Raw genomic sequence first — 25,133 nt, forward strand, 5'->3', positions numbered from 1 at the left:
CTTTTTTTATTTAAAAGGACAGGAATCCATCAGTTTATCAAGATCTATGCATAGTTCATTGGTTCCTTTATCTGCAATACTGATGAGTTCGTCTGTAGAAGGTATCTGGTTCTTAAAATTAAATGGTTTGTATGGCTCTATATTTACAGATAGAAAATAATCATTAAATTTAGTCCCGTCTCCTACTAACCTGTTTGAGAACTCTACCCAGACTGATGGTACACCATACGTGTGTGAAGTAATTATACCATGCAAAGAACTTGAAACTGTCCTTTTACAGCTATAGACACTATCTATAACTTGTTCTATCGGGTCGAGCAGATTAATTATCAAAGCATCACCGGTATCTATTTCATTTTTAACTCTATTGTAATCAACGTAGTGTGGGATTATTCCCAGATCGTATTGTTTTTTTGTTTTAGGTGTATATAATCTTGGCAGCAGTAATGCCGGATCACCGTAAACCTCAGGGCATTCATAACCTGACTCTAATAGCCTCTTTCTTGTTAGAGGACCCCTTACAGCAAATATTTTTTTGGGTTTTTTGATTTTCTCATATCTATAAAGTATTCCTGCACCCCATATAATCGCGTTTTTGTTCGCAGCGCCAATAACACTTCCAGTAACAATATAATATTCTTTAGAGCAATGTTTGCTGCACAATACAGGTTTTTTATGACTTATTTTTTCTACCAGGTATGGAGAGAGTGCATCTCCAAAATTCCTGTTTCTCTCTCCTGACCACCAGTATGCTCTTATAATGTCAGCTTCCTTTTTTTTCCTGAGATCAGATTTTTTAATAGATGCAGTTAGTCTTGACATGTCTTTTTATCTCAGGTTTCAGGACAGATACTTAACTGTGACGTATTACCCAACAACTTTTCAAGAGAATCCATATTATTATCTATTTTGTTTCGATTAGCAAAAAAACCTACTGTCTGAATAAAGATTATAACCAATCCGACCAATTCAATCCCTCATGAAGCAGAAACCCACAGTAGACCTCGAAAAAGATATAAAACCCCACTCAAATGTCTGGAAATTCGGCGACGATATTGATACCGATGCCATAACACCTGGCAAGTACCTCACGATAAACAAACCTGATGAGCTGGCCAGACATGCCTTTGAAGGCGTGCGTCCAGAATTCGCAGGCGGTGTTAAAGAGGGAGATATCATTGTAGCAGGTTTTAATTTCGGATGCGGCTCCTCAAGAGAACATGCGCCTCTTGCCCTCAAGGGAGCAGAGGTAAGATGCATCATTGCAAAGTCGTTTGCACGCATCTTCTTCAGGAATGCTATAAATATCGGCCTTCCACTGCTGGAATGCCCTGATACCGATAAGATCGAAGAGGGAGATCATATAGAGGTTGATTTTGAATCCGGGATTATTACCAATAGCTCAAAGAACCAGACATATCAGGCGACGCCACTGCCTGATTTTGTTCGTGGCATAGTTGATGCCGGCGGCCTTATAGGTTTTGCCAGAAGAATAGTAGAGGAGTGATAAAAATGGTCGTGGAATTAAAAGATGGAGTATACTGGGTCGGATGCGTTGACTGGAATATCAAGCATTTTCACGGGCATGAATTATCAACACACAGGGGCACAACGTATAATGCTTATCTGATAATCGATGAAAAAATAGCTCTCGTTGATACAGTCTGGGGCCCGTTTTCACATAAGCTGATAGAAAACATTGAAGAGATAATCGATATCAGAAAAATAGATTATGTAATAGCAAACCACGGTGAAACTGACCATTCGGGAGGACTTCCTGAATTGATGAAGTTAATCCCGGATGCTACGGTCGTGGTCTCAGAGAGGGGAAAGGAAAGTATCTTCAAACATTATCATTCTAACTGGGATTTCAAGGTTGTAAATACAGGTGATGCAATCAGCCTGGGTGAAAATAAGCTTGTTTTTGTTAAAGCTCAGATGCTCCACTGGCCTGACAGCATGTTCACATATCTTACAGGTAAAAATATCCTGTTATCAAACGATGCCTTTGGCCAGCATTATGCCTCATCGGGACGGTTCAATGACGAGGTCGATGATACAGAGGTCTATCAGGAGGCCATAAAATACTATGCGAATATCCTGACCCCTTTTAGCGATCTTGTCATCAAGAAAATAGATGAGCTAAAGAGCCTGAATCTCCCTGTGGATATAATCGCACCAAGCCACGGGATCATCTGGAGGAAAGACCCGATGCAGATCGTGGAGAAGTACTATGAATGGGCATCCGGGAAAAATGACGATTCTGTTGTTATAATATATGACACTATGTGGAATGGCACTGAGGAAATGGCATTGGCGATCGCAAAGGGGATTGAGAAGGAAGGTTTGAGATTCAAGATGTTCCATATGGGCGTATGCGACCGCAACGATGTGATCACAGAGGTTCTCAGGGCCAGAGGGATACTTATCGGTTCGCCAACAATGAATAATGGTCTCCTGCCCAGTATAAAACCCATACTCGAGGATCTGAAAGGATTGAAATTCAAGAACAAATCTGGTGCAGCCTTTGGGTCATACGGCTGGAGCGGGGAGAACGTGAAACTTATCGAAGAAAACCTTGGAAAAGCAAGGATAAAAGTCCTGCAGGAAGGTATCAAATTCAAGTGGCAGCCTACAAAAGAAGAATTAGAGAAGTGTGTTGAGTTCGGAAGGAACTTTGCGAAAGGCCTGATGAGCGGTTAGAGAGACCAAAGAGACCAATGAGATATCCAGGTGGCACACCCACACAGCCAGAGATCATCGCTGTAGCTCTATCAAAGCTCAATCTTACACCTGATGATGTATTTCTGGATATCGGTTGCGGGAGCGGCTCAGTATCTATAAGCGCTGCGCGGCTGGTAAAGCACGTGTACGCCATTGATAGCAGGGATGAGGCTGTTCGTGCTACAATCGATAATATAAAAGAGTGCGGCATAACCAACATCAACGTGATAAAGGGTGAGGCAGCAGAGCTGCTTGATGATATGGATGCTGACTGCGCATTCGTGGGGGGAAGTAAGAATATAGAGCAGATCCTTGATGTAGTGATGAGAAAAGTTCCCAGGTTCGCGGTCAGTGCAGTGAGGCTTGAGACAGCAGCACTGGTGCTTGAGATAACTAAAAGAAATGACAGGTTCAAGGAATTATTACAGATACAGATATCAAGAGGGAATGCGCTTGCAGGAGGTACTATGCTAAAACCTGAAAATGCAGTGTTCCTGATCGTGGGTGGCTCATGTTAATCGGAGTAGGTCTTGGGCCAGGCAGTCCTGATCTCCTGACGCTGGGAGCAATAAAAGCCCTTAAGAACAGCAGGAAGGTGTTCGTTCCAGGAAAAATGGCTGCCCGGCTTGTCGCACCCTATGCCAGTGCCGAGATCCTTGATTTTCCTATGATCCATGACAGGGAAGAACTCTTAAAGCTCTGGGAGAAAAACGCAGGGATAGTGGCAGATGAGGCAAGGATGGGTGTGGTCTCTTTTGCTGTGATCGGCGACCCAAACTTTTTCTCGACGTTTTCCCATCTTAGAAAGACTATTCACGAAAAATACCCTGATATCGAGATTACAACGATTCCAGGGGTGAGCTCAATAACCGCCCAGGCAGCCAGAACGAATACAGGCATTGAAGGCTCATTCATCGTAAGCGACGGCTCGCCTGTCAGGACAAAAATAATCCTGAAGACAAAACACCCTGAAAAAACAAAAGAGGAATTAATAAAAGAGGGCTTTGATGAGTTTATTTATGCAGAGCGGCTGTTCATGGAAAACGAGAAGGTAACGCACGAGATCCCGCAGGATGGAGATTATTTCAGCATCCTGGTCGCAACGAGAGACAGGAGAAAGAGAGGCAAAGAAGCCAGAAAGGTTGTGTATTTTGTGGGGGCAGGTCCGGGTAATCCTAAATACATCACAGTAAGGGGGCGCGAACTCCTTGAATCAGCCGATCTTGTAATGTACACAGGTTCGCTTGTGAACCCTGAGGTTCTGAATTATGCGCAGGGCGATAGGATCGACAGTCATGGTATGAAACTTGAGGATATTGTGGATGCTCTTGCAAAGAACGCAGAAGAAGGGAAGACGGTTATCAGGCTGCACAGCGGTGACCCCTCACTGTACGGGGCGATCATAGAGCAGATCGACGGCCTGAAAAAACGCGGGATAGATATAGAGATCATACCTGGTGTGACATCGCTTTTTGCCGCAGCAGCCGCGCTTAAAGCGCAATTAACATTAAACGGGATAACAGAGACCCTGATAATCACACGGCCTGCCGGTGTGACGCTTGAGAAGGATTCGCTGCGTGAGCTCTCACGCCATAATGCCACCATGGCCATATACCTTGGTACCCATAAGATAAGGGAGATCACGGATCAGGTGACATATCCAGAGGATACGCCTGCTGCTGTGGTGTACCATGCATCATGGGATGATGAGAAGATGATCCTTGGCACGGTTGGCGATATTGCCGATAAGGTCGAAGCTCTGGGGATTGATAGATCGGCAATGATTATAATAGGGAATGTGCTCTCGCCTGAGAACTACAGGAGGTCGCACCTGTATGGATGATGAACTGGCTATCATCACTTTTCAGCGTAACCTTGGCGTTGCAAGAAGGATACAGGAGTTCATGGGAGGTGATATTCTGATATACTCAAACGACGCATTCAAGCAGGCGCTTAAGTATAACTCAATAATAGCCATAATGGCAGCAGGAATAGCGGTAAGGAATATAGCTCCTCTCATACGTGGTAAATGGGAGGACCCTGCAGTTGTTGTGGTGGATTCGGGATCGAATTTCGCTGTGCCCATACTGGGCGGGCACCACGGGGGGAATGATCTGGCAAAAAAGCTATCATGCCTGGGGATAATCCCTGTGATAACGACTGCTACTGAGGCAGCCGGAGTGGAATCGGTTGAGGGTATTGCAAAAGAGCTTGGCTGCAGGATAGTGAACAGGGACTCCACAAGAGAGGTGAATACGGCACTGCTGCATAAGGATGTTGAATCCCTGTATATAAAAGGTCCAAAGATCGTGCTTGTTGATGATGATGTCGCTGTTCTTAAAAGATACGGGCTTGTCGTCGGGATTGGTGCTAACCGCGGTGTCAGCAAAGATGAGGTAATTGAGGCTGTAAGGAGCGGATTGGCTGAGATTAATGCAAGCATGGATGATGTGAGATGCTTTGCATCCGCAGCCATTAAAGAGAATGAGCAGGGTATTATCGATGCAGCAGCAGTATCTGGTAAGGAACTCAGGTTTGTCTCACATGAGCTCATCAACTCGATCAGGGCACCAACGCTCTCAAAGGCAAAATCCCTGGGGTTGAACGGGGTATGTGAACCTGCCGCGCTTGCAGTATCTGAAGAAAAAAAACTGCTGCTTAAAAAGAGGAAATACGGAAATGTCACAATCGCGCTTGCAAGGTAAACTGTACATCGTCGGCATAGGGCCGGGTTCGATCGAGCATCTTACAAAAAAGGCTAAAGATGCGCTGCTTGAATCTGAATATGTTATAGGTAATGGCACGTATCTTGACCAGATCGCCGATGTAATTAAAAATGCGAAGATCATAAGAAGCGGGATGGGAGGAGAGGTTGAGCGAGCCAGGAGGGCGGTTTTTCTCTCAAGGGACCATGTTGTCTCAATAATAAGCGGGGGAGATGCAAATGTGTACGGGATGGCAGGTATCGTGTTTGAGGTGGCAGAGAAGGAGAGCGATATAGAGATCGAGGTGATCCCGGGCGTGACCGCGCTGAGCGCTGCTGCTTCGCTTCTGGGTGCGCCTGTAGTGTCCGATTTTGCAGCAGTAAGCCTGAGCGATCTTCTCACGCCGATAGATTTGATCGAGCGCAGGCTTAAGAGCGCGGCTCAGGCTGATTTTGTGATTGCTATTTATAACCCGAAGAGCAAAAGCCGCAGGCAGAATTTCGGATGGGCGATAGAGATCATACGAGAGTACAGGAGCGAGGACACACCGGCTGGAATCGTGAAAAACGCAACACGGGAGGGTGAGACTGTTATTGCCACGACCATCGGGAAAATCATGGAGTACAACGATGTGGTTGATATGAGCACGATAGTGCTTATCGGGAACAGCGAATCAAGGCTGTGGGATAGCAGGAACAGGATAATAACGCCAAGAGGATACCAGAGGAAATATGAATACTGATCTTGGTGCACACACCAGGGAAGCGCAGGAGATAAGTAAAAAAAGCAGGATGATAGTGCGCAGTATCGTAGGGGGCGACACACCAGAGGACAGGATAAGGCAGAGATGCGTTATAGCTACAGGTGACCCCGCGTTTGCTGATCTTATGAGGTTCAGCAATAACCCGATAGAAGCAGGAATAAAGGCAATCAGGGAAGGTGTAACAATATTCACTGATATTAAAATGGCGCAGGTAGGTATAACAAAGCGCGGGCACAACTGTAGAGTGAGGTGCGTGCTTGATTCTGGAGATGAAATAGCCCGGAGAACAGGCATGACCAGGACATCAGCAGGGTTCATGGCCCTGGAGCATGAGCTTGATGGAGCCATAATCGTAATCGGGAACGCACCTTCTGCAGCGATGACGGTATGCGGGATGATCGAGCAAGGGCTAAGACCCGCGCTGCTTGTAGCCACACCTGTCGGGTTCGTGAATGCTGCCGAGTCCAAGGAGCGTGTGAGGGGACTTGATGTGCCATCCATCACCTGCATCGGGACAAGGGGGGGAACGCCTGTGGCCGTGGCCGTGGTGAATGAGCTTGTGGAGTTTTGATTTTTTATGGATATTAAGCGTTAACAAATTTTACATCTAAAACATGGGTAGCGCATGAAATGCAGGGGTCATATGCGCGCGCAAGCATCTCTAAATCCAGCGTAATTTGCTCCTGCGTATGCGTGCCCAATAATTCCGGCACAATTTTACGCATGTCCTCTTCTAAATTGCCTATATTTTGATTTGTGGGAATAACGCAGTCTGCCGCAGTTATATGAGCGGTATCATCTATTGAATATTGATGGAATAAAGAGCCCCGTGGAGCCTCAACACAGCCTGTCCCTGTATCAGGCATGAACTTAAGCGTGTTGATCTGGCTCCTCTTCGGCCAGGATGCAACCACTATCTTTTCTTCCTTCAGGCCGTTTTTCAAAATCTTCTCCATCATTTTAATTGATTCCTCCAGACAATGTACCCATTCCACAAGCTGTATGGCAGTGTTTAAATAAGGATTATGGCATGGTGGTTTTAAGCCCAGTTCTTTTGCAACTTCTTTTGCTTTTTTGTTCAGTTTATCATAATTATTATTAAATCTGGAGATCGCACCGACCGTATAAGGTTTATTATCAATGGTAGATATTTTTGCTGTCGAATAATCAAGCACTTTTTCTGTGAGAAGTTTTTTGTAATCCCTTATCTTTGTGCGGCGTCCACCGTTGATAATCAAATCTCCATCATAAAAAGCATATTCCTCTTCGCTGGTAAGCGACATATATTGCGTAGGCCGGTTAAATTCAGGAAATTTTAATGCCTTGATTATCTTCACCGTTTCATCACCATCACGCCTCGCCTCAAGCATCAACTTATATAATTTTTCCAGGCCTTTCTTTGAAGGCATCTGGGTCAGGCCCCCTATGACATAACTTATCGGATGGATATGCCTGCCTGCCAGAACCTCTCCTGCATAATCGCTCATCCTTTTCATCCTGAGAGCCATCTCAACCAGAGGTTTGTGCGTCTTAATGAGCTGCATAACACTTTTTACTCCTAAAAGATCAGGTACTACCAGAAAATAAACATGAAGGATATGGCTATCCATCATTTCAGTATGTAAAAGCAGCTTTCTCAAACTGATGACCTCCTCAGAAGGCTTTATTCCCAGAGCGTCCTCTGCTGCCTTGATACTGGCTAAACTGTGGGCGCAGGCGCAGATTCCGCAGATACGACTGGTCAGATGCTGTGCCTCCCAGATACAGCGGTCAACGAGCATAGATTCAAAAAAACGCGGCGATTCTATAACCTGGAATTCGCATCTGGTAAGTTTTCCCTCTTTAACATCAACAACAATATTGCCATGCCCTTCCACGCGGGTTAAATAATGGATATCAACTTTTATATCTCTGGAGTCTGTATTATTTGAATTCCCGGTCATATTTCTTCTCCCCCTGCGGATCGTTATATAAAGTGAAGTGCTTTAATATATCCTCTGCTTTAAACCCATATTTTAAAAATATATCTTTTGCGCCGTCTGCTGCAGGATTCTCTACAAGACCGCGGCATGCATAACACCTGTTGCCGTTATTAATGCACCATGAATTGCAGCCGGCCCTTGTTACAGGCCCCATGCATTCCTCGTCCTTCTCGTAGCGGCAGACATTTTCATTCATTTTGCACTCCACACAAACTGCATAATTGGGAAGCGGATACGGCTTGCCTATGAGTATGCTTTTAAAAACAGCTATTATTTCCGGAACATATGGAGGACAATTTAAAATATAATAATCAACTTTCACCACCTCATCCAGAGGCATTGCTTTAATTGTGTTTACAGTATCAGCCTTATCACCATAGACTCTTTGCCTGGCAAGTTCAAGAGGAGCGCGGTTTTTTATACCGTTGACACCTGCAATAGTAGCGCAAGAACCAAAAGCAACCAGAATTTTTGCTCTTTCTCTGATACCTTTTATGCGCTTGATATCATTGTCGGTGGAGATACTGCCTTCTACTACAGCTATATCATAATCATCGGATTTCTCAGACATTATTTCCCTGAAATTCACTATATCAAAAAGTTCCGTTAATTCAAGAAGAGTATCCCCCATATTTGTAATCTGAAGCTGGCAGCCCTCGCAATCAGTAAAATCAAAAAAAGCCACTTTTGGCTTAGATCTTTTTTTCATAACACTCTCCTTCATGACATTCACCTCTAAAATCCTTCAATTGAGCGTAATTAAAAACCGGCCCGCTCTGGCAGACATAAATCCCCTCAATCTGACAATGACCACACTTGCCAAGACCGCAGCGCATCCTTCTCTCAAGAGAAACGATAATCTGATGATCAGGGATTGCCTTTTCAAGGAGTTTTAAAATAACGAATTTATACATTACTGGCGGCCCGACCACAACCGCATATGTCTTAACTGGATTAATATCCACACCCGGGATTAAAGAAGTAACAAGACCGACATTACCTTTCCAGTCTGGATCTGCCCTGTCAACTGTACACTTAAATTTTATCTCTGTGCGCCTCATCCATTCTTTTGTTTCTTCTTTGAATAAAAATTCTCTGGGAGTCCTGCAGCCAAGGAGTATCTGTACATCTCCAAAATCATTCCTGTTATGCATAATGTACCTTATCAAAGACCGCAGCGGCACGATACCAAGGCCGCCAGCAACGATGACAATATCATAACCGAACATATTATCAACTGGAAAACCTCTGCCAAACGGTCCGCGTATGCCGACTATGTCGCCCTCGTTTAATTTATGCAATGCGTTCGTCAACATCCCCACATTCCTGACAGTCAGATCAAAAAAACCTTTATCTGTGGGAGAGGAACAGACCGATATAGGCGCTTCCCCGAAGCCGAAAATAGAAACCATAACGAATTGTCCCGGCTCATGGGAGAGGTTAATTTTACCTTCAAGCTCGATCTTGAAGAATTTTTCGTTCTCCGTTACCATCTTTGCCTCAATAATTCTGGCCTTCATCGGCTTATACGGAGAAGTCTTCATCTTTTCCAGAAGTATCGCCTTATCTATCATCGCAAGCTCCTGTGTCCTGTGTTATCTGACAAACTTCTGGCATATTTTTGATCAAACCTTTATAATTCTGGGCATTTGCCGGATCAACGATGGAATCCACTGTTTCAATAAGGATAATATCAGCCATACACGTCCTTGAGCACCTGCCGCATCCTATACAAAAATACCTGTTATATTTATCCACTGGATATTTGAACTTCCTGTAATACCTGTGCCTCTGCCTTGAATTCCTGCCCTTGCGAAAGTCTTCACCTGTAGCCACCTTAGCAAAATCATCCATCTGGCAGTAATTCCAGATGCGATACCTCAGTCCATCATTTAGTGTCAACTCCAGCTCATCTACAATATCAAAACAATAACACGTCGGGCATACCGCAGTGCAATTCCCGCAGGCAACGCACCTTCTTCCCACATCGTTCCAGACCTCAGAATGGAAGGATTCATATTCAGAAAAAGCCTTATAAACTTCAGGCAGCGGCGCATTTAACTCTTCCCTGAACATCTTTTTCTTCTCATTTCTGAAGTTCTCAAGTTTAGCCAGATCCTGCGGTTTTGCTTCTTTTATATAGTCCAATTCCACAACTAACCTTTCGCCTTTTTCAGAATTAATGTGAATTATAAAATTCTGGCCTAAATCTACCATCATTAAATCATAACCGCCCCTGGGCACATTATTACCCATTGAAGTGCAATTTGCATATTTATCGCAATATTTAAAGCACTCTATGCCTATTATCGTCATTTTTTCTTTTCGGTTTAAGTAATTTGGGTCCTCTGGATATTCTCTGAATACTACATCCAAACATTGAATACCGGCTATATCACAGGTATGCACGCCAAAAAGAATGTATTCCTCAAATTCCTTAATTGCCTTTTCTGACTTGAAAGGTTTGATACTGAATTCAAGCAGCTTTTCCTTCTGGGGAAAATAATATTTTTTGGGAGGAAGTATCGTGGGTATATAATCAAGACAAATTTCATCCGCGTTTTTAACCGGACCGAATACGAAAAGATTTTCTTTCTTTTTAGGCGCATAAAGTCTTGCCTTTATCTTCAAATACTCAACCCATCTGTATAAATCCTGCTTTTCCAAAATGGCATATTTCACTTTCATTCCCCCTGAAGTGAACCCCGGTGTACAGTTAGTTAAGAAACGCTACTATTTAAGACTTTGTTTTCTTTTCACGGGAGACCATCCGCTAATCTGGCAGGATAACAGGAGAACGTGGATTGCCGGTATCCGCGTTTGAATCACAATAATCCTATATTCGTCTTCCTTACGACCTCATCGTAATTCTTGTATCCGAGCACCTTCTCGATCATATCTGAGTGTTTCCCTTTGATCTTATTCAACTCGGATGAGGTATAATCCGTGATTCCTTTTGCAAAAACCCCATCTTCGCTCTCGATCTCTATGATATCCCCCCTGTCAAAACTCCCTGTGACTTCTATAATCCCTGAGGGCAAAAGCCCCATGCTCCTCTTTATGGCCTCTTCTGCTCCTCTATCTACCATGAGCTTTCCTGATGCTTTTGACAGGATTATCCAGCGAATCCTGTTCCTGTACTTTCCATTCCGGGCAAGGAAGAGCGTCCCTATGTCCTCGCCATACATGATCCTGATAACCGCATCACTAACAGCGCTGTTGGCAATCACCATATGGCATCCTGATATTGATGTTATCTTGGCAGCCTCTATCTTTGTCCTCATCCCGCCAACGCCTTTCATACTTGTGGGATTTCCGCCGTAGCTCTCTATTTCAGGCGTGATCTTTTCTATGGTGCTTATAAGCCTTGCATCTTCATTTTTCTTGGGATTTTTATCGTACAGCCCATCGATATCGGATAAGAGGATCAGAAGCTCAGCCTCGACCTTGCTTGCCACCATTGCAGAGAGTTTATCATTATCCCCGAACGTCGCCTCTATCTCGTGCACGCAGATCGGATCGTTCTCGTTGACCACAGGAACCACCCCTGCCTCCAGAAGCGCAGAGATGCTGTTGCGAAGATTAAGATACGTCATCCTGTTTGAGAAGGCCTCGTAGGTAAGCAGTATCTGGGCGACCTTCAGGTCATGTTTTTTGAATGCCGCCATCCATTCCTGCATCAGGATATTCTGACCGACAGCAGCAGCGGCCTGGCGAAGCGGGATCTCACGCGGACGTGAGGCCATTTTTAGCTCCTCGCATCCTATTCCGATAGCGCCTGAGCTTATGATGATCACCGTCTTTCCAAGTTCCCTGAGTTTTGCTACCTGGTTTGCTATGTCCTCTGTTAACCCCCGGTTAAAACTGCCATCTTCTCTTGTCAGGGATGAGGTCCCTATCTTCAGTACGATCCTTTCTATATCCCTGAGGAGCTCTTTCCTGTCAATAGTCTGGATGGAATCCATTCAATCCCTGGCCATTTTATCAGCAAGGTTTACATTCAGTTTTCTGTGTGTGAATTTTCTTGCGTTTGCTCCTGCATAGTCAGCAACTCTGTTCCCGCCCCCTAAAAGCACATACTTGTATATCAGAAGTCCTTCCATCCCCACAGGGCCGCGGGCATGGATCTTGTTTGTACTGATGCCAACCTCAGCACCCTTTCCATACCTGTAACCATCCGAGAACCGGGTGGATGCGTTCCACATCACGCTGGATGAGTCCACAAGATCAATGAATCTTGAGGCATTACTCTTATCCTCTGTCACAATGGCATCCGTGTGATGGGAACCGTATCTATTGATATGGTCTATACCCTCATCCAGTGAATCCACAACCCTGATGGAGAGGATCAGATCGTTATACTCAGTCCTCCAGTCCTCCTCAGTGGCATGAAGTACAGCTTTCAGGAATCCCATTTCTTTCAAAATAGAGAATGAGCGGTTATCGCATCGAAGTTCTACTCCAGCCTCATTGTACTTTTTACCGACATCGGGCAGGAATTTTTCTGCGATATCCTTATGCACAAGTAATGTCTCCATGGCATTGCATACAGCAGGATACTGTACTTTGGCATCATAGCATACATCGATCGCCCTGTTCATATCGGCCTCACTGTCGACATACACATGGCATATCCCATCAGAGTGGCCAAGCACAGGTATCCGCGTATTATCCTGGATATATTTTACGAACTCATTTGAACCCCTGGGAATGATGAGGTTTATGTACTCATCGAGCTTCAGCATCTCGTTGACCTCTTCCCTTGTCTCCATGAGCGCAAATGCGCCGTGAGGCATACCCTCTGTGCTCTCAATTGCATTCACCAGTATATCGAAAATAGTCCTGTTGGAATAGGCTGCCTCGCTTCCGCCTTTGAAGATGGTGGCATTGCCGCTCTTAAGGCACAGCGCCATTATCTGTGGAACGACATCAGGGCGGGATTCGAAGATCACGCCTATCAATCCGATAGGACAGCTTACCTGGTACAGTTCAAGCCCGGTATCGAGTTCAAGGGCAGAAAGTGTCTTCCCAACAGGGTCTTCGAACTTAATGACATCGTTGATTCCTGCTATCATCTCATCGATCTTGGAATCGTCCACCTTCAGCCTTTTAACAAGCGCTTTTGAGAGTCTGCCGGTTTCAACAAGTCTCTGTGCTGCTACAAGGTCTCTTTTATTTGCAAAGATAATTCCTTCCCTGTTTGAATCTAAAGCAGATGCCATTGCTGTGAGGGCTCTGTTCTTAACATGACCTGGCACACTGGCAAGAGGGATGGAGGCTGATTTTGCAGTTTTTACTTTGGTTATGATATCTTGGGGCATGATTGATAACCACCTGATATGTAATATGGAGTTATATCATTTTATTTCTTATAGATATGGGTTTTGATTATAGTGATCGCTGGAAAAGTTCCACGGATGATGAATTCGAAGGCTTTAAATAGATTCGTAGCTATACAACTTTTGTTCACGTTGTGGGCTTAAAGAAGTGGGAATTACGTTGTGTCTGACTCTTGCATAAACTAGATAAAAAGACTGTGAGGAGGGCACAATTTCTATATTTGATATCTCAGGTCAGATACAGGAGGCAAAGAATATGGGAGAAAAGATTGAAGATAAAATCAGATCATTACTGAACGATATAGACAAAGAATTTCAGAGGCTTACTCCACATGTTGGGGCAAAGTTTGCAATAGAGCAGATAAGCATGTGGCAGCAGAAGTTCAACGAGGCAAAGAGCAAAATTCTTAAAGAAAATGTTGTGGATGCCACATCTGAGCGCAAGGTAATCGGTCAGGATGCTGAAATAGATTCGTGATATCCTTACCCTAATACGGCCGCCTCATCTGTTCTCCGCAAACCAGGCATGTCGTAGTTATGTGGGTGTCCTGAAGCCTTGTGCGTGCAGTTACACCCTGGACTAGATATGCATGGCAGTGTTTGCAGACTTTTTGTTTTAACTCCTGCGGGATTCTGACACGGTATCTCATGGCAATACGCCTTGCCAGTTGTACATAACGGTTGCTGCGTTCAGGGTGGGCTTTGAACTCATGATCTGCAAGCTCAAAAAGCCGGATTATACGCTGCTGTGCCATGTCCTTTGCCCATCCTTTCTGTTTCTTGCGCATGGGGGTTAATGGGCGGTGAATTACAAATAGGTGTGGGAAGTGAGAGGGCTTTAATATAATCAACATAACTGAAAAAAGCAAAACAATTTAAAAGCAGAAGTAGCATATATTAAGGTAAGGGGGTAAATAAATTATGGGAGAAAATGATAATAGAAGCATTGCTATAGCGTGCCAGGGTGGTGGGAGTCATACAGCCTTCACTGCAGGAGTACTGAAAAGAATCCTGAAAGAAAATAAAAAACAGTATGAGATCACATCTCTAAGTGGCACATCCGGTGGTGCTATCTGCGCTATGCTGGCCTGGTATGGCCTGTTAACTAATGATAAGGATAAATCAATCAGGCTTCTTGATTCTTTCTGGACAGATCTTTCGGCGAATTCATTTCAGGATATGCTTTTGAACTGGTGGGTTGTCTGGACATCCCGGATGAATGGTGTTGTTCCCACGCTTGAAATCAGTCCGTATTATTATCCTCCCTGGGCACAGGAATATATGAAGGGTGTGCTGGAGAAGCATGTTGAATTTAACAAAATAAAGATGCTCGTGGATTCAAATCCTTCATGTCCTGACCTGTTTGTTGGGGCTGTTGATGTTCTTTCTGGTAAATTCAAGGTTTTCCAGAACGCTGAGATCGGTGCTGATGCGATTCTTGCTTCAGCCGCAATACCGACTTTTTTAAGGGCAGTGAACATCGACAGTAAAGTGTACTGGGATGGCCTGTTTTCACAGAATCCTCCTGTACGGGATTTTATAGGAGATGAGATCCACACAAAACCTGATGAAATATGGGTAATACAAATAAATCCGCAAAATCGACTCTATGAGCCAAAATCAGTTGAAGAGATAGTTGATAGGCGCAATGAGCTTGCCGGCAATCTCTCGCTATATCAGGAGATAGATTTTATAGAAGCGGTCAATAAGTGGGTAGAAGCCGGATACCTTCCAGATAACAAATATAAGCATATTGATGTGAGATGGATCGGGACGCCTGATGGGAATCTGGATATAGCATCAAAGCTGGATCGCAGTCCGCAGTTCATACGTTATATGATGGCTTACGGTGAAAAGCAGGCTGAGGACTTTTTGGCACATTACTGAGCTTGATTGTCAATTATTGTACATTCGCCAGAGGTGCAGGACAAGCCCGCATCCCCCTGATGGGGACGGCGCGCCCCGAAGCATGTGGAGATCGGGCGACCCTGTGAACTCACCTCTGAGGAGACGATGGTATGACGCTAGTCAGTGTTTTCAGATATTTTCCCTTTTTAAATAAACCTGGATATGTTTTGATCAGAATAGAGCCGATACCAAGGCCAAGTAAGAAAAAGGTCAGGCTTAGAACTGGTTGACCTGCTGCAAGGCTTAGCCCTGAAGCGACAGGACCCAATACAAGAAGAAGCAAATAGCCTATAACAGTGCGTATGTTAAGAGTTGCTTCAAAGACCTGGATTTCAATGGGTATATCGCGGGTTTTTGGAGTGATTGGCACGCTTGGCGAGAAGTACTTAATAAGGAAAGCTCTTCTGCCCGTTTCCGGGTCGCGAGCAAATTTATATTCAAGCACAGAGAAAGCATAAGGTTCCATTATCATTCACCTCTTCTTATTCGCACGGATGCCATGGCCTCAAGATTTGTTCTTCATCATTTATATGCCGCCAATCATCAATAGGAGAATCTTGACGGTAAACAGTACCTTTTGGCTCACCACGTTCATAATCATCTGGAATACCTACCACTATGCTCACACCTGCTCCTATAGCCGCGCTACCGATAGTGGCTATAATCCCGGCAGCCAATGCACCAAGCTTTATTATTACTCCTCCCGCCCCGAAAGTAGCTACAGTCAGAACTACTGCTCCTACTACTACTAGCCCCCAGCCTATGTAAAACCAGGCTGAGTGTTTTTTTACAGCTTTGTATGCCCTAATGCAATAATGGCCCCACGTTTGTTCATAATTTTTAAATGTTTGGACATCCTGGCACTCGTATACATATTCTCCTCCAGTAGCAGGCCGTCTGTTTGTTCTGATACTATCCGGTCTTTTATCTTGATTAGTGAATGTACACTGAATATACCAGTCCTGAATCTCATGCGGTTCATTATCTTTTTTTATGGTATATTCAGTCTTACGATTTTCTTCAAATATACACTCATGATTTCCATGACATGACATCTGTACCACATCCAAAATATTTGAGTTTACTTAATATATCTGTCTCGTTTTTTAAAATCCAACCAGATGGATAGTTCCACATAAGATTTATTAATAGTATATATATTTTTCAGTATTGAGTCGTGTATGTAGAGTCGTGTAAAGTCTGAGATTGATTAATGGTCGCGACGGTAGCCGTAATTTCGAGCATATTTGTAAGCGATAGAACCCCCTCATGCACCCGCGCAGGGATGTCCGTTTTTCAAAACAAGGTATGTGACTGCAACGATAGGGGTTGTGTGTATCCTTTAGAATATCTGAAATTAAAAAGTTGGATTGCTATGAACAACTATAAAAAGTATATATTATTTATCAATTAGATTCTCTTTAATTAACCTGATTATACCAATCGCATTATCATTCAATTTATAGAATTTATTTTTAGAACGGTTGTAGGAATCTATCACCTTATATTTTTTTAATATACCCAGATTATATGAAATCAGATTTTGTCTCTCTTTTAATATGTTAACTAATTCACAGACACAATGATCTCTGTTTAAAAGTAACATTACTATTTGTAACCTCGAAGGATGGCTCAAAACTCTTAATATAGTACTTGCTTCGCGAAATTTAGCAGTTTTTAAAAAATCCGTTTCTGTTTTAAGCTCTTCTTCCCAGTCACTTTTTACTGCACAATCAGCAGGGCAACACCGAACCTGTCGCATGGTAAAGCAGAGTGTCCTCGTATAATAAATATTTTTGTAATAACCTCCTGGATTGCCAGTAGTTTCTGTATAATTTACTTAAAAGGTTATCGTTTAATTTCAGTTTTTTTTGATATGCAGTTCTATGGTTAATATAACTTAAAATCATGATACAAATTATCCTATCAGGGAGGTAAAATATGAACCATGAAACAATCAAAATCGAAAAGGAAGAGAAATCCTGCCCGGCATGCGAAAAATATGCAGAAAAGCACTCTATAAATCCACCCAAGATTGCAGTTATGGCATGTGAGGGAGCATGCGCTAAAGGTGAAGTTGCAAGAATAGCAGCAAATCTCGTGGCACATCAACTCGCACGAGAAAATACTGTTCGTATCTGTCTGGGCAGCGCCTTTACAAAAGATACCGGACAAAGAAATCTTGTCAGGAGAGCAAACAAGACTATTGCTATAGAGGGATGCTTTATATCCTGTTCCTCAAGGATGATGAAGGGCGTATTGCCCAGCCTTCAACCTGAAATAATCCAGGCTGATACTTTATACGAATCTTCTCTTCCTTTTGGGATAGATGAAGTATCAGAGGAAGAACTCAGAGAATGTGCTAATATAGTAGCCGAGACCGTAGCCAGGGAGCATATCAAAAACTCAGCACTGGTAGGAGAGAAGGTATCAAAGAAAGAATCGACATGCATACCAGACAAAAGAATAAAATCTAGCTGCTGTGGAAATTAATTTATGTAGCTCAAGCAACTATTTAAACCAAAAAAAGAGAAATAAGAAGCAGAGTATACATAATTAATTAAAATTGGAAATGTGATAAATCAATATGAGACGGGAATTCACTGCAGTCATAGAGCAGGATGAAGACGGCATATATGTAGCTTCTGTGCAAGAATAAAGGAGGGATCAATATAGTAGAGGTCTCGATTATCTTACCTGCATACAATGAAGCCGCAAGGATAGAGAGTACAGTTGAGCGAACAGCAGCAGCGCTTCGTGAGACCACTCCCTCCTTTGAGATCATAATCGCAGAAGATGGAAGTACAGACGGAACAGACAGGGTCTGCCAGGCTCTTACAAAAAAATATGATTACGTGATGCATCTGCACTCCCAGGAAAGGCAGGGGAGGGGACGGGCTCTTGACCGTGCCTTCAGGGCATCGAAGGGAGAGATCCTCGGGTATATCGATGTTGACCTTGCAACAGATATGAAGCACCTGAAGGAGTTGATCCAGTCGATTCGTGATGGTTATGATGTTGCCACAGGCTCAAGAATGCTTCCGCAAAGCAATGTAGAGAGGCCTTTTAATAGAGGGTTTGCAAGCAGGGGTTTTAATTTCCTGACCAGGCTGATGCTGGGCTCAAGGCTATATGACCACCAGTGCGGTTTCAAATCATTTAAGCGGGATTCTCTTCTTGGGCTTCTGGATAAGGTTAAGGATACCCACTGGTTCTGGGATACGGAATTACTTGTCAGGGCACAGCGCGCAGGTTTTTCAGTAAGAGAATTCCCTGTAGAGTGGAGGCACGGAGGCACCACAAAGGTTGACCTGAAAAGGGATGTAATTGGAATGGGTTCACAGATATTCAGGCTATGGTATGAATTCCTATGGGATTAGCTCTGCTTGATATCGCTGTATGGTGGCTGGCATTAGGATTAATCGGCTTTATCACCCTTCCTATCACGTCATATATCTGCCGCAACCTGAGGGATCATGGATACTCCATCTCCAGGCCCCTGGGATTATTGCTCCTCACATATATAAGCTGGATCATCTCTATCTTTGCAGGTTATTCGTACCTCTCAATCATATTCTCTATGGGGATCATAGCAGCATGCTCGCTTATCATCTACTTAAGAGAGGGCCTCACTCTTGACAGGAATTACGTACTTAAATTTGAGGCACTATTTCTCTTCGCGTTTGTGATCTTTGCGGTTATCCGTGCATACAGCCCTGATATTTACTGGACAGGAGGTGAGAAGCTCATGGATATGACATTCATAAACAGCCTTCTCAGGACAACTGAATTCCCGCCCTATGATCCATGGATGTCAGGAATAGCCATGTACTACTACTATTTCGGATATCTGATAGTGGCCAATCTGATAAAAATAACAGGTATCCTGCCCTCAATAGCATTTAACCTTGCAACTGCCTCATTCTTTGCTCTCTCTTTAACCTCTGCATTCGGTATCGGGTATAACCTTACTGAGAAAATGAGATACGGAGTCATTACAGCTTTTTTTGTAGCAGTAGCAGGAAATCTTGCGGGTTTCTTTCAACTGATGGATATCCTGTTCATACAAAGAGGCGGCATAAACAGCATTCTATCATTCAATTACTGGACCGGCTCGCGTGTGATACCATATACTATCAATGAGTTCCCTTTCTTCAGCTTTCTTCACGGCGATGTCCATGCCCACATGATCTCAATTACTTTCCAGCTTCTTATTATAGTCCTTCTATTGAATGTAATGAGATCCGGGATGCAGGGCAGGCAGTATATACCCTCAATACTTATACTGGGGTTGTCCATCGGTTTCCTGTATCCTCTGAATACATGGGATTATCCCGTATATCTATTTCTTGCTGTCTCTGTCATGGTCACTCATTTTTTCATATCAAGAGGACAATCGCTTTTTTCAGCATCAGGAAGAGATCTTGCAACACTGGCCTTTGCAGCAGGCACAACAGCGGCACTTAGCTATCTGTTGTATCTCCCGTATCATGCCTCGTACAAGGTTGATAAGGCAATCTCTATTGTTCCTTCGGGAAGAACATCGCTGATATTTTATCTTGCTATCTATGGGTTGTTCCTGTACCTGCTATACAGCTTTGTTATCCTGAGATCCAGGAAACACAACCTGAGACCGGGGTATTTCGTGATCTCTCTTATTCTGCTTTCAGCAGTTGTAGTGATATCTATCATAGAGTTTAAATTATTTGTTCTGGATAAAGATGTGAACCCGGGTATCTTTGAGTTTGAATTACTGATCCTGCTCATACCGCTGCTTATTCTGTCAGTGATCTCGATGATTAAAGAAAAGGACAGGAGCCACATTTTTATTCTTATACTGATAGCAACAGGTGTTCTTATATCTTTATTCTGTGAGTTTTTTTATATCAGGGATGCCATGAGCGGAAATCCTGCTTATGTCCGTTTAAATACTGTATTTAAACTCTACCTTCAGAACTGGGTCCTATGGGGGGTTGCAGCAGGAGCTATATTATCCAGGTTTGAGAATTATTTTACTCAAAAGAGGGCATGGGGTATTGCTGCTGCAGTCCTGATAGTAATGGTGTCTATATATCCTGTTTTTGCAACGATAGGAAAATCAGGTGCCTTCGGGGGTGAACCCACGCTTGACGGCGAAGCATATGTAAAAAGACAGCACCCCCAGGATTACGCTGCTATACTGTGGTTCAGGAATATAACCGGGCAGCCAGTGGTTCTACAGGCGCGTGCAGATTTATATACGTGGAATACCTCTGTAACTGCATTTACCGGCCTTCCTACAGTGATTGGATGGGCGGGGCATGAACTTAACTGGAGATTCCCATACAGAAAAGATATAGATGAGCGCTGGTTTGATGCGAATAAGATGTACACATCTTCTAATTTAGAAGAGGTTGATGCGCTTTTAAAGAAATACAATGTGTCATATATCTATTTTGGAGAGGTTGAAGCAAAGATATACAGCCCGCAGTTGTTTGATTCCCATCCTGAACGCTTTGAGAGGGTGTTCGAGTACGGGGATGTTGTTGTTTACAAGGTAATAAGTTAAATTAAACCAAAAGATATATAAATATGTAAGGCTCTGTACATCAATAGTTTGTACACAAACAAAAGATTAAGTATTGAATCAGCATTACTGTGTACAGAGTAGGAGGAAAATAATGGAACAGTCGATTAAAAGAGCATTACTGATGCTCTGTATATTAAGCATCTTTATTGTAGCTATACCGATTGCTGTAGCCGAGGGGAATCAAACAAATGCTACAGGGACGCCTACAGCAAATGCAACATCAACCCCAAATGTGACCACACCAACGGCTTCGCCAACGGCTTTGCCCACAGATGTTAAAGAGGCAAAATTCAGAGTAGGGCCAACGGTTAAGTTAAGACCGGTGAACGATGTGATAAACAAAACCTCAGATGGGCTAATTGAGCTATACATGGATAATCCCTCTTTGAACGATGTTGTGTTAAACGTGGATGCACGCATCAGTGTTCCTGCAGGGATACATGTCTATGGTCAGGGTTTCGGGGAAGCGGGAGCAGCGGGAACTGTGTATGGAACGTTCGATGTCCCGCCAGGCAAGGCGCGCACTATTTATATAACCATTAAAGCCGAGAAAACGGGTGATTTCTCTGCGCATTTCAGTGGGTTATACTGGCCTGGAGATAACAAAGATGCATACAACCCGATATCGCTCACACATCCCTTCAAGGTCTATGAGCCATCCTCAAATCCAAACGATCCGGTACCGAGCAATCCACAGCAGTTTTCGGTTACTGGACAGGAGATACCCTATACCTGGATCATCCTGGCAGCAGTAATACTGGGCGGGATTGGTCTGATCTTCGCACTCGGGAGAAGGCCGCCAAAAACCGAGGTAAATATAGAGCAGTAAAAAGTAAAAACAAGTGTAATAAAATGAAAAAAATCAAAGTAAGTATTGGAGGAAACGGCAAGGTCACAATAAAGTTAAAAAAAGAAAGACCTAAAGAAGAGATAAAAAAGGAGTTCGCTGCCTCGACCGGGGGTGTCCTCCTTTCATCCTCCATGATAAATCAGATGGAGATCAGAGTGGAGTCTGTGTTCAGACCCGGTCAATCCGATGTTGAAATAGTATATGCACTGACAGGTTCAAAAGCAAATCTCCCGGATATGCTTCACAAATTCTCATCAAGCGAAGTTGTGGCGCATGCTGCACCCGACAGGATATCCACAGCAGCGGAGAAAATGGCTGAGCATATAATTAAAGAAAGACCTGATGCACCAGAGATAATCGTGGCTGTGCATACCCACCCAGATGCTGCAGCCGAATTATCAGAGCAGGATAAAAAAAGCATGATCCATATTGCAGGAAAGCTCAGGGAACTCATCCCTGCTGCAGATGTAATTTTTGCTGTTCATGCTGTCAGCAATGAATCGCCAGGACCAAGAACCCAACCTGTGAAAATCGCAGGCAACAGGATAAAATGGAGCAGCATCACCAGAACACATGAGGTTGCATTTTTCGATGAAAATTCCAAGCCATTTGAGGTATCGATATGAGCAGTATTGAAAAACTAACAGCACTGCTTGAGCTGGATGAACAGGGTGAAGAAATAGCAGAGATCATTGCAGGTATGCTTGTGGACGATAGAAAAAGGAATATCTTTGTGACAAGGCTTGCTGAGATAAGAAATCAATTACTTGCGATTGATGTTAAAGTTGAATTGACAGACGCTGAGGATGCTGTCAGACGATTCGTGGTTGAGGCTAAAAGACCTGTTACAACCCAGGAAGTAGCAAAGAAAATCGGGCATGAGTTCCCAAGCCTGAAGTACAGGACACATGCATCGGCAGCTTTAAACTCTTTAGTGAGTAAAGGGGTTCTAGGAAAATTTAAGGTTGGTTACAGCTACTACTTCACAACGCCAAGAGAGGCCGTGATGGAGCGGCTTAAAAAAAGAGAGGAGGAACCTGTAAGATGCTCGCCGGCAGAGATAGCAAAGGAAACAGGGATGCCGCTGAATACAGTGTTAAATATGCTAGAGGAGCTAATATTATGAGTCCAGGATAAATTAGTGGTGTATATATGGAATTGAATGAAGATAGGAAAAGTCGATACCATTCCAAGATTGGATATATTCTTGAGAAGATGTATTCACTTCCTGATAATACTGCTGTGCTGGATGAGCTTGAGATAGATGGAGTGCTGTACAGAGTGCAGACCAGCATTGAAGCTGCAATGGATCTGGCTGCTATGCTGGTGAGAGATATTGGAATCGAGGTGGGTGACGATTATGATAATATCGAAACTCTTAAAGAAAAAAAGGTAATCGGTGCAGAGCTTGCAGAAGAACTTAAAAGACTGAATGGTATGAGAAATGCCATTGTACATAAATACGGGGGTGTTAATACTGAACTGATATTACAGAATCTTGAAATAATTAAAGAAACTCTCCAAATTTTTGTTGAGATAATTGAGGGTGAATTAATATGAAAAATCTCCAGGATATCAGAACCGACCTGTCTTTTATGAAGGACCACGAGGTAGTTGTTTTTGGCTCGTATGCAAGCAAGAGAGCAGATAAACGCTCAGATATCGATATTGCAGTGATAACAAGAGAGAAAGACAGGAACAGATGCATGGAGATCTGGAAGGAAATTTTGGGGAAGGCGCCAGCTACCTATGATATAAAAATATTCGAGCTTCTTCCTCTACATATAAAAGCCTCTCTCATTCAGAACTATGAAGTAGTTTTTGGGAATAGGCTCGATATCTCTGAATATTTTTATAATTTTAGAAAACTCTGGAATGATATGAAATACAGATTTAAAGAGAATCAATTTCAGAGCACAAAAGAAAAAATCATGGCACTTGAGAGATACAGACGTTCACCAAGGAGATATCGGGTTTAAAATAAAAGGGAGGAGAGCCAAAACGATAAAAAAATTTAATATATTTCTACTGCTGGCCGCATTCTTTCTCATTATGCCTGCCTCAGCAGACGATGGAGCACTGGACACATTCAGCGTTCCTGCATTCGGGCCCAGGGATACAGGCTCCTCTGTGAACTCATCCTTGGTTCTTGAGAAGGGTTCAGAGTACAGGATCGTTGTCTCTGGTGTATATCAATTTAAAGTAGGCACTGACTGGGGTTATGCTGATGCGCAGTACCGCATGGGCGCAGGTCGAAAATATAATCAGCCGTTTAATTCCATTGAATTTGATGGGGAGCGGCTTAACGCTGATATCAGTGACGTCAACAACCATACATACACATTCTACTTGACTGGCAGTGGCAAAAAGATCAGGTTCAGTATATACGATAGCTATACCACAGGCGAAAGAGGAGAGTACGATAACAATGCAGGTTATTTAAAAGTAGAAATATACAGGCTGGATACAATATCCCTGACAAAATCCCTTTCTCCCCGGTCTATAGAACTGGGACAGGCCGCAACTGTAACCATAACATTAAAGAATACAGGAACTGCTGAACTCAAAAATATCACGGTATCAGATCCCATTCCAGCCGGTTTTACTCTGGTAAGCGGTAAACCTGATAAAAACTACGATGTACTGAAACCAAAAGACACAAGGAGCTTTCAGTATATTATACAGCCCCCTGAGACCGGTACTTTCAATCTTGAGCCGGCAGAAGTTTCGTATTATAATAGGGATGGATATCCCCATATCAGCAAATCCAATAACTCCGCAGTTATCGTTGTACCATCAGACAAACCCGTGTTCACACAGATCTCTAACGCAAGCGTGCAGTTACACGGTGAGAAAACAGATGTTGTGCTCGGAGAGGATGTGTTGCTCAAGCTTTCGGCTGTTAACCTGATTACAAAGCCCATTATGCATGTTCAGGTCATCATTCTCCCACCTTCAGGAATGAGCGTTACCTCATCAGAGTTCGTCCAGTCAGGCTCAGGCCAGTTCACGACCACGTATGAGATCCCGCCCGGCAAAGGAAGGAACATCGAGGTCAGGATAAGATCAAATCAGGTCGGCGAGTTCGAGGTGCTGGGAAGAATCGTGTACTACTTTGATGGGGATAGTGAGCACTCCGAGGATTATACGCTCAGGCTTCCTATCAATGTAAGGGCAAATGCAGAGCAGCCAGCGCCCACAGACACGACATACAGGAACTGGATACCTGGCTTTGAAGCACTGCTTGCGGTCATAGGATTACTGGTGCTATATATAATCAAAAAATGGTAATG

Annotated in this window: 30 protein-coding genes; 18 read left to right on the top strand and 12 right to left on the bottom strand. The window is 43.6% G+C overall.

Translation table 11 applies throughout. The features are described from left to right. Nucleotides 1-6: 6 nt before the first annotated feature. The gene (locus tag ANME2D_RS08815; RefSeq protein ID WP_052368740.1) at nt 7-822 is read right to left on the bottom strand and encodes a polysaccharide pyruvyl transferase family protein; all 816 of its coding nucleotides are present in this window, start codon (nt 820-822) and stop codon (nt 7-9) included. A 157-nt stretch (nt 823-979) separates the two neighbouring features. On the opposite strand from ANME2D_RS08815, the gene ANME2D_RS08820 reads away from it, so the two are divergent. From ANME2D_RS08820 to ANME2D_RS08850, 7 genes are read left to right on the top strand one after another with little or no spacing between them, the layout of a single operon-like run. Beyond that, nucleotides 980-1,507 (top strand): 3-isopropylmalate dehydratase small subunit, encoded by a 528-nt coding sequence (locus ANME2D_RS08820; RefSeq protein ID WP_048090760.1) that lies wholly within the window; start codon nt 980-982, stop codon nt 1,505-1,507. A 5-nt stretch (nt 1,508-1,512) separates the two neighbouring features. Further along, nucleotides 1,513-2,703, top strand: a complete 1,191-nt coding sequence (locus ANME2D_RS08825) for an oxygen-binding di-iron domain-containing protein (protein ID WP_048090761.1) — start codon at nt 1,513-1,515, stop codon at nt 2,701-2,703. 17 nt (nt 2,704-2,720) lie between these two features. Continuing rightward, nucleotides 2,721-3,242 (top strand): precorrin-6Y C5,15-methyltransferase (decarboxylating) subunit CbiT, encoded by a 522-nt coding sequence (cbiT, locus tag ANME2D_RS08830; protein ID WP_048090763.1) that lies wholly within the window; start codon nt 2,721-2,723, stop codon nt 3,240-3,242. Then, nucleotides 3,236-4,567: a cobalt-factor II C(20)-methyltransferase gene (locus tag ANME2D_RS18910; RefSeq protein WP_320408815.1), complete on the top strand. Its 1,332-nt coding sequence runs from the start codon at nt 3,236-3,238 to the stop codon at nt 4,565-4,567. The genes cbiT and ANME2D_RS18910 overlap by 7 nt, the downstream gene beginning before the upstream one ends. Beyond that, nucleotides 4,560-5,429 carry a cobalt-precorrin 5A hydrolase gene (cbiG, locus tag ANME2D_RS08840; RefSeq protein WP_048090764.1) on the top strand — a complete coding sequence of 290 codons (870 nt, stop codon included), beginning with the start codon at nt 4,560-4,562 and terminating at the stop codon, nt 5,427-5,429. The genes ANME2D_RS18910 and cbiG overlap by 8 nt, the downstream gene beginning before the upstream one ends. Beyond that, nucleotides 5,404-6,171 (top strand): precorrin-3B C(17)-methyltransferase, encoded by a 768-nt coding sequence (gene cobJ / locus ANME2D_RS08845; protein WP_048090765.1) that lies wholly within the window; start codon nt 5,404-5,406, stop codon nt 6,169-6,171. Before cbiG ends, cobJ begins: the two co-directional genes overlap by 26 nt. Next, nucleotides 6,161-6,763: a precorrin-8X methylmutase gene (locus ANME2D_RS08850; RefSeq protein WP_048090766.1), complete on the top strand. Its 603-nt coding sequence runs from the start codon at nt 6,161-6,163 to the stop codon at nt 6,761-6,763. Before cobJ ends, ANME2D_RS08850 begins: the two co-directional genes overlap by 11 nt. Before the next feature lie 13 nt (nt 6,764-6,776). Here the strand turns inward: ANME2D_RS08850 and ANME2D_RS08855 are convergent, their stop codons facing one another. From ANME2D_RS08855 to ANME2D_RS08880, 6 genes are all read right to left on the bottom strand, one after another. Further along, on the bottom strand, nt 6,777-8,135 hold the full coding sequence (locus ANME2D_RS08855; protein WP_048090768.1) for a Ni/Fe hydrogenase subunit alpha: 1,359 nt from the start codon (nt 8,133-8,135) through the stop codon (nt 6,777-6,779). Beyond that, nucleotides 8,116-8,883 carry an NADH-quinone oxidoreductase subunit B family protein gene (locus ANME2D_RS08860; RefSeq protein WP_048091116.1) on the bottom strand — a complete coding sequence of 256 codons (768 nt, stop codon included), beginning with the start codon at nt 8,881-8,883 and terminating at the stop codon, nt 8,116-8,118. Before ANME2D_RS08860 ends, ANME2D_RS08855 begins: the two co-directional genes overlap by 20 nt. Continuing rightward, nucleotides 8,867-9,748 (bottom strand): FAD/NAD(P)-binding protein, encoded by an 882-nt coding sequence (locus tag ANME2D_RS08865; RefSeq protein WP_048090770.1) that lies wholly within the window; start codon nt 9,746-9,748, stop codon nt 8,867-8,869. Before ANME2D_RS08865 ends, ANME2D_RS08860 begins: the two co-directional genes overlap by 17 nt. Further along, nucleotides 9,738-10,856: a 4Fe-4S dicluster domain-containing protein gene (locus tag ANME2D_RS08870; RefSeq protein ID WP_081810223.1), complete on the bottom strand. Its 1,119-nt coding sequence runs from the start codon at nt 10,854-10,856 to the stop codon at nt 9,738-9,740. Before ANME2D_RS08870 ends, ANME2D_RS08865 begins: the two co-directional genes overlap by 11 nt. A 143-nt stretch (nt 10,857-10,999) precedes the next feature. Beyond that, entirely contained in the window at nt 11,000-12,139 is a 1,140-nt protein-coding gene (gene proB / locus ANME2D_RS08875; RefSeq protein ID WP_048090772.1) for a glutamate 5-kinase, read from the bottom strand. After that, entirely contained in the window at nt 12,140-13,495 is a 1,356-nt protein-coding gene (locus tag ANME2D_RS08880; protein WP_048090773.1) for a glutamate-5-semialdehyde dehydrogenase, read from the bottom strand. A 274-nt stretch (nt 13,496-13,769) separates the two neighbouring features. On the opposite strand from ANME2D_RS08880, the gene ANME2D_RS08885 reads away from it, so the two are divergent. After that, nucleotides 13,770-13,991, top strand: a complete 222-nt coding sequence (locus ANME2D_RS08885) for a hypothetical protein (protein ID WP_048090775.1) — start codon at nt 13,770-13,772, stop codon at nt 13,989-13,991. 10 nt (nt 13,992-14,001) lie between these two features. On the opposite strand, the gene ANME2D_RS08890 is transcribed toward ANME2D_RS08885, so the two are convergent. Beyond that, on the bottom strand, nt 14,002-14,301 hold the full coding sequence (locus ANME2D_RS08890; protein ID WP_048090776.1) for a ribonuclease P protein component 4: 300 nt from the start codon (nt 14,299-14,301) through the stop codon (nt 14,002-14,004). A 133-nt stretch (nt 14,302-14,434) separates the two neighbouring features. Between ANME2D_RS08890 and ANME2D_RS08895 the strand changes: the two genes are divergently transcribed. Then, nucleotides 14,435-15,400 carry a patatin-like phospholipase family protein gene (locus tag ANME2D_RS08895; protein WP_048090777.1) on the top strand — a complete coding sequence of 322 codons (966 nt, stop codon included), beginning with the start codon at nt 14,435-14,437 and terminating at the stop codon, nt 15,398-15,400. Between the two features lie 109 nt (nt 15,401-15,509). Here the strand turns inward: ANME2D_RS08895 and ANME2D_RS08900 are convergent, their stop codons facing one another. The 3 genes from ANME2D_RS08900 to ANME2D_RS08910 form a co-directional block, all read right to left on the bottom strand. Beyond that, complete coding sequence (locus tag ANME2D_RS08900) at nt 15,510-15,887, bottom strand: hypothetical protein (RefSeq protein WP_048090779.1); 378 nt, start codon at nt 15,885-15,887, stop codon at nt 15,510-15,512. Between the two features lie 16 nt (nt 15,888-15,903). After that, nucleotides 15,904-16,491: a hypothetical protein gene (locus ANME2D_RS08905; RefSeq protein ID WP_206741773.1), complete on the bottom strand. Its 588-nt coding sequence runs from the start codon at nt 16,489-16,491 to the stop codon at nt 15,904-15,906. A gap of 329 nt (nt 16,492-16,820) precedes the next feature. Then, nucleotides 16,821-17,183, bottom strand: a complete 363-nt coding sequence (locus ANME2D_RS08910) for an ArsR/SmtB family transcription factor (protein ID WP_052368744.1) — start codon at nt 17,181-17,183, stop codon at nt 16,821-16,823. A gap of 179 nt (nt 17,184-17,362) precedes the next feature. Here ANME2D_RS08910 and ANME2D_RS08915 point away from each other — a divergent pair, with 179 nt between their 5' ends. After that, complete coding sequence (locus ANME2D_RS08915) at nt 17,363-17,914, top strand: putative zinc-binding protein (protein ID WP_081810210.1); 552 nt, start codon at nt 17,363-17,365, stop codon at nt 17,912-17,914. Between the two features lie 67 nt (nt 17,915-17,981). Here ANME2D_RS08915 and ANME2D_RS18680 read toward each other — a convergent pair whose 3' ends face one another. Next, complete coding sequence (locus tag ANME2D_RS18680; RefSeq protein ID WP_241763340.1) at nt 17,982-18,206, bottom strand: hypothetical protein; 225 nt, start codon at nt 18,204-18,206, stop codon at nt 17,982-17,984. Here ANME2D_RS18680 and ANME2D_RS08920 point away from each other — a divergent pair. The 8 genes from ANME2D_RS08920 (at nt 18,142) to ANME2D_RS08955 (ending at nt 25,131) form a co-directional block, all read left to right on the top strand. Next, on the top strand, nt 18,142-18,801 hold the full coding sequence (locus ANME2D_RS08920) for a dolichyl-phosphate beta-glucosyltransferase (protein WP_241763348.1): 660 nt from the start codon (nt 18,142-18,144) through the stop codon (nt 18,799-18,801). The genes ANME2D_RS18680 and ANME2D_RS08920 overlap by 65 nt on opposite strands. After that, nucleotides 18,792-20,969, top strand: coding sequence for a DUF2298 domain-containing protein (locus tag ANME2D_RS08925; RefSeq protein WP_048090787.1), 2,178 nt, complete (start codon nt 18,792-18,794; stop codon nt 20,967-20,969). Before ANME2D_RS08920 ends, ANME2D_RS08925 begins: the two co-directional genes overlap by 10 nt. 112 nt (nt 20,970-21,081) lie before the next feature. Next, complete coding sequence (locus ANME2D_RS08930; protein ID WP_048090788.1) at nt 21,082-21,819, top strand: hypothetical protein; 738 nt, start codon at nt 21,082-21,084, stop codon at nt 21,817-21,819. A gap of 23 nt (nt 21,820-21,842) precedes the next feature. Further along, nucleotides 21,843-22,466 (top strand): Mov34/MPN/PAD-1 family protein, encoded by a 624-nt coding sequence (locus ANME2D_RS08935; protein ID WP_048090789.1) that lies wholly within the window; start codon nt 21,843-21,845, stop codon nt 22,464-22,466. Continuing rightward, complete coding sequence (locus ANME2D_RS08940; RefSeq protein ID WP_048090791.1) at nt 22,463-22,966, top strand: hypothetical protein; 504 nt, start codon at nt 22,463-22,465, stop codon at nt 22,964-22,966. The genes ANME2D_RS08935 and ANME2D_RS08940 overlap by 4 nt, the downstream gene beginning before the upstream one ends. A 26-nt stretch (nt 22,967-22,992) precedes the next feature. Next, the gene (gene hepT / locus ANME2D_RS08945) at nt 22,993-23,400 is read left to right on the top strand and encodes a type VII toxin-antitoxin system HepT family RNase toxin (RefSeq protein WP_052368748.1); all 408 of its coding nucleotides are present in this window, start codon (nt 22,993-22,995) and stop codon (nt 23,398-23,400) included. Next, nucleotides 23,397-23,819: a nucleotidyltransferase domain-containing protein gene (locus tag ANME2D_RS08950; RefSeq protein WP_048090793.1), complete on the top strand. Its 423-nt coding sequence runs from the start codon at nt 23,397-23,399 to the stop codon at nt 23,817-23,819. Before hepT ends, ANME2D_RS08950 begins: the two co-directional genes overlap by 4 nt. Nucleotides 23,820-23,892: 73 nt before the next feature. Continuing rightward, the gene (locus ANME2D_RS08955; protein WP_157834053.1) at nt 23,893-25,131 is read left to right on the top strand and encodes a BatD family protein; all 1,239 of its coding nucleotides are present in this window, start codon (nt 23,893-23,895) and stop codon (nt 25,129-25,131) included. Nucleotides 25,132-25,133: the final 2 nt, after the last annotated feature.

The sequence above is a fragment of the Candidatus Methanoperedens nitratireducens genome (genome assembly GCF_000685155.1).
Classification (GTDB): domain Archaea; phylum Halobacteriota; class Methanosarcinia; order Methanosarcinales; family Methanoperedenaceae; genus Methanoperedens; species Methanoperedens nitratireducens.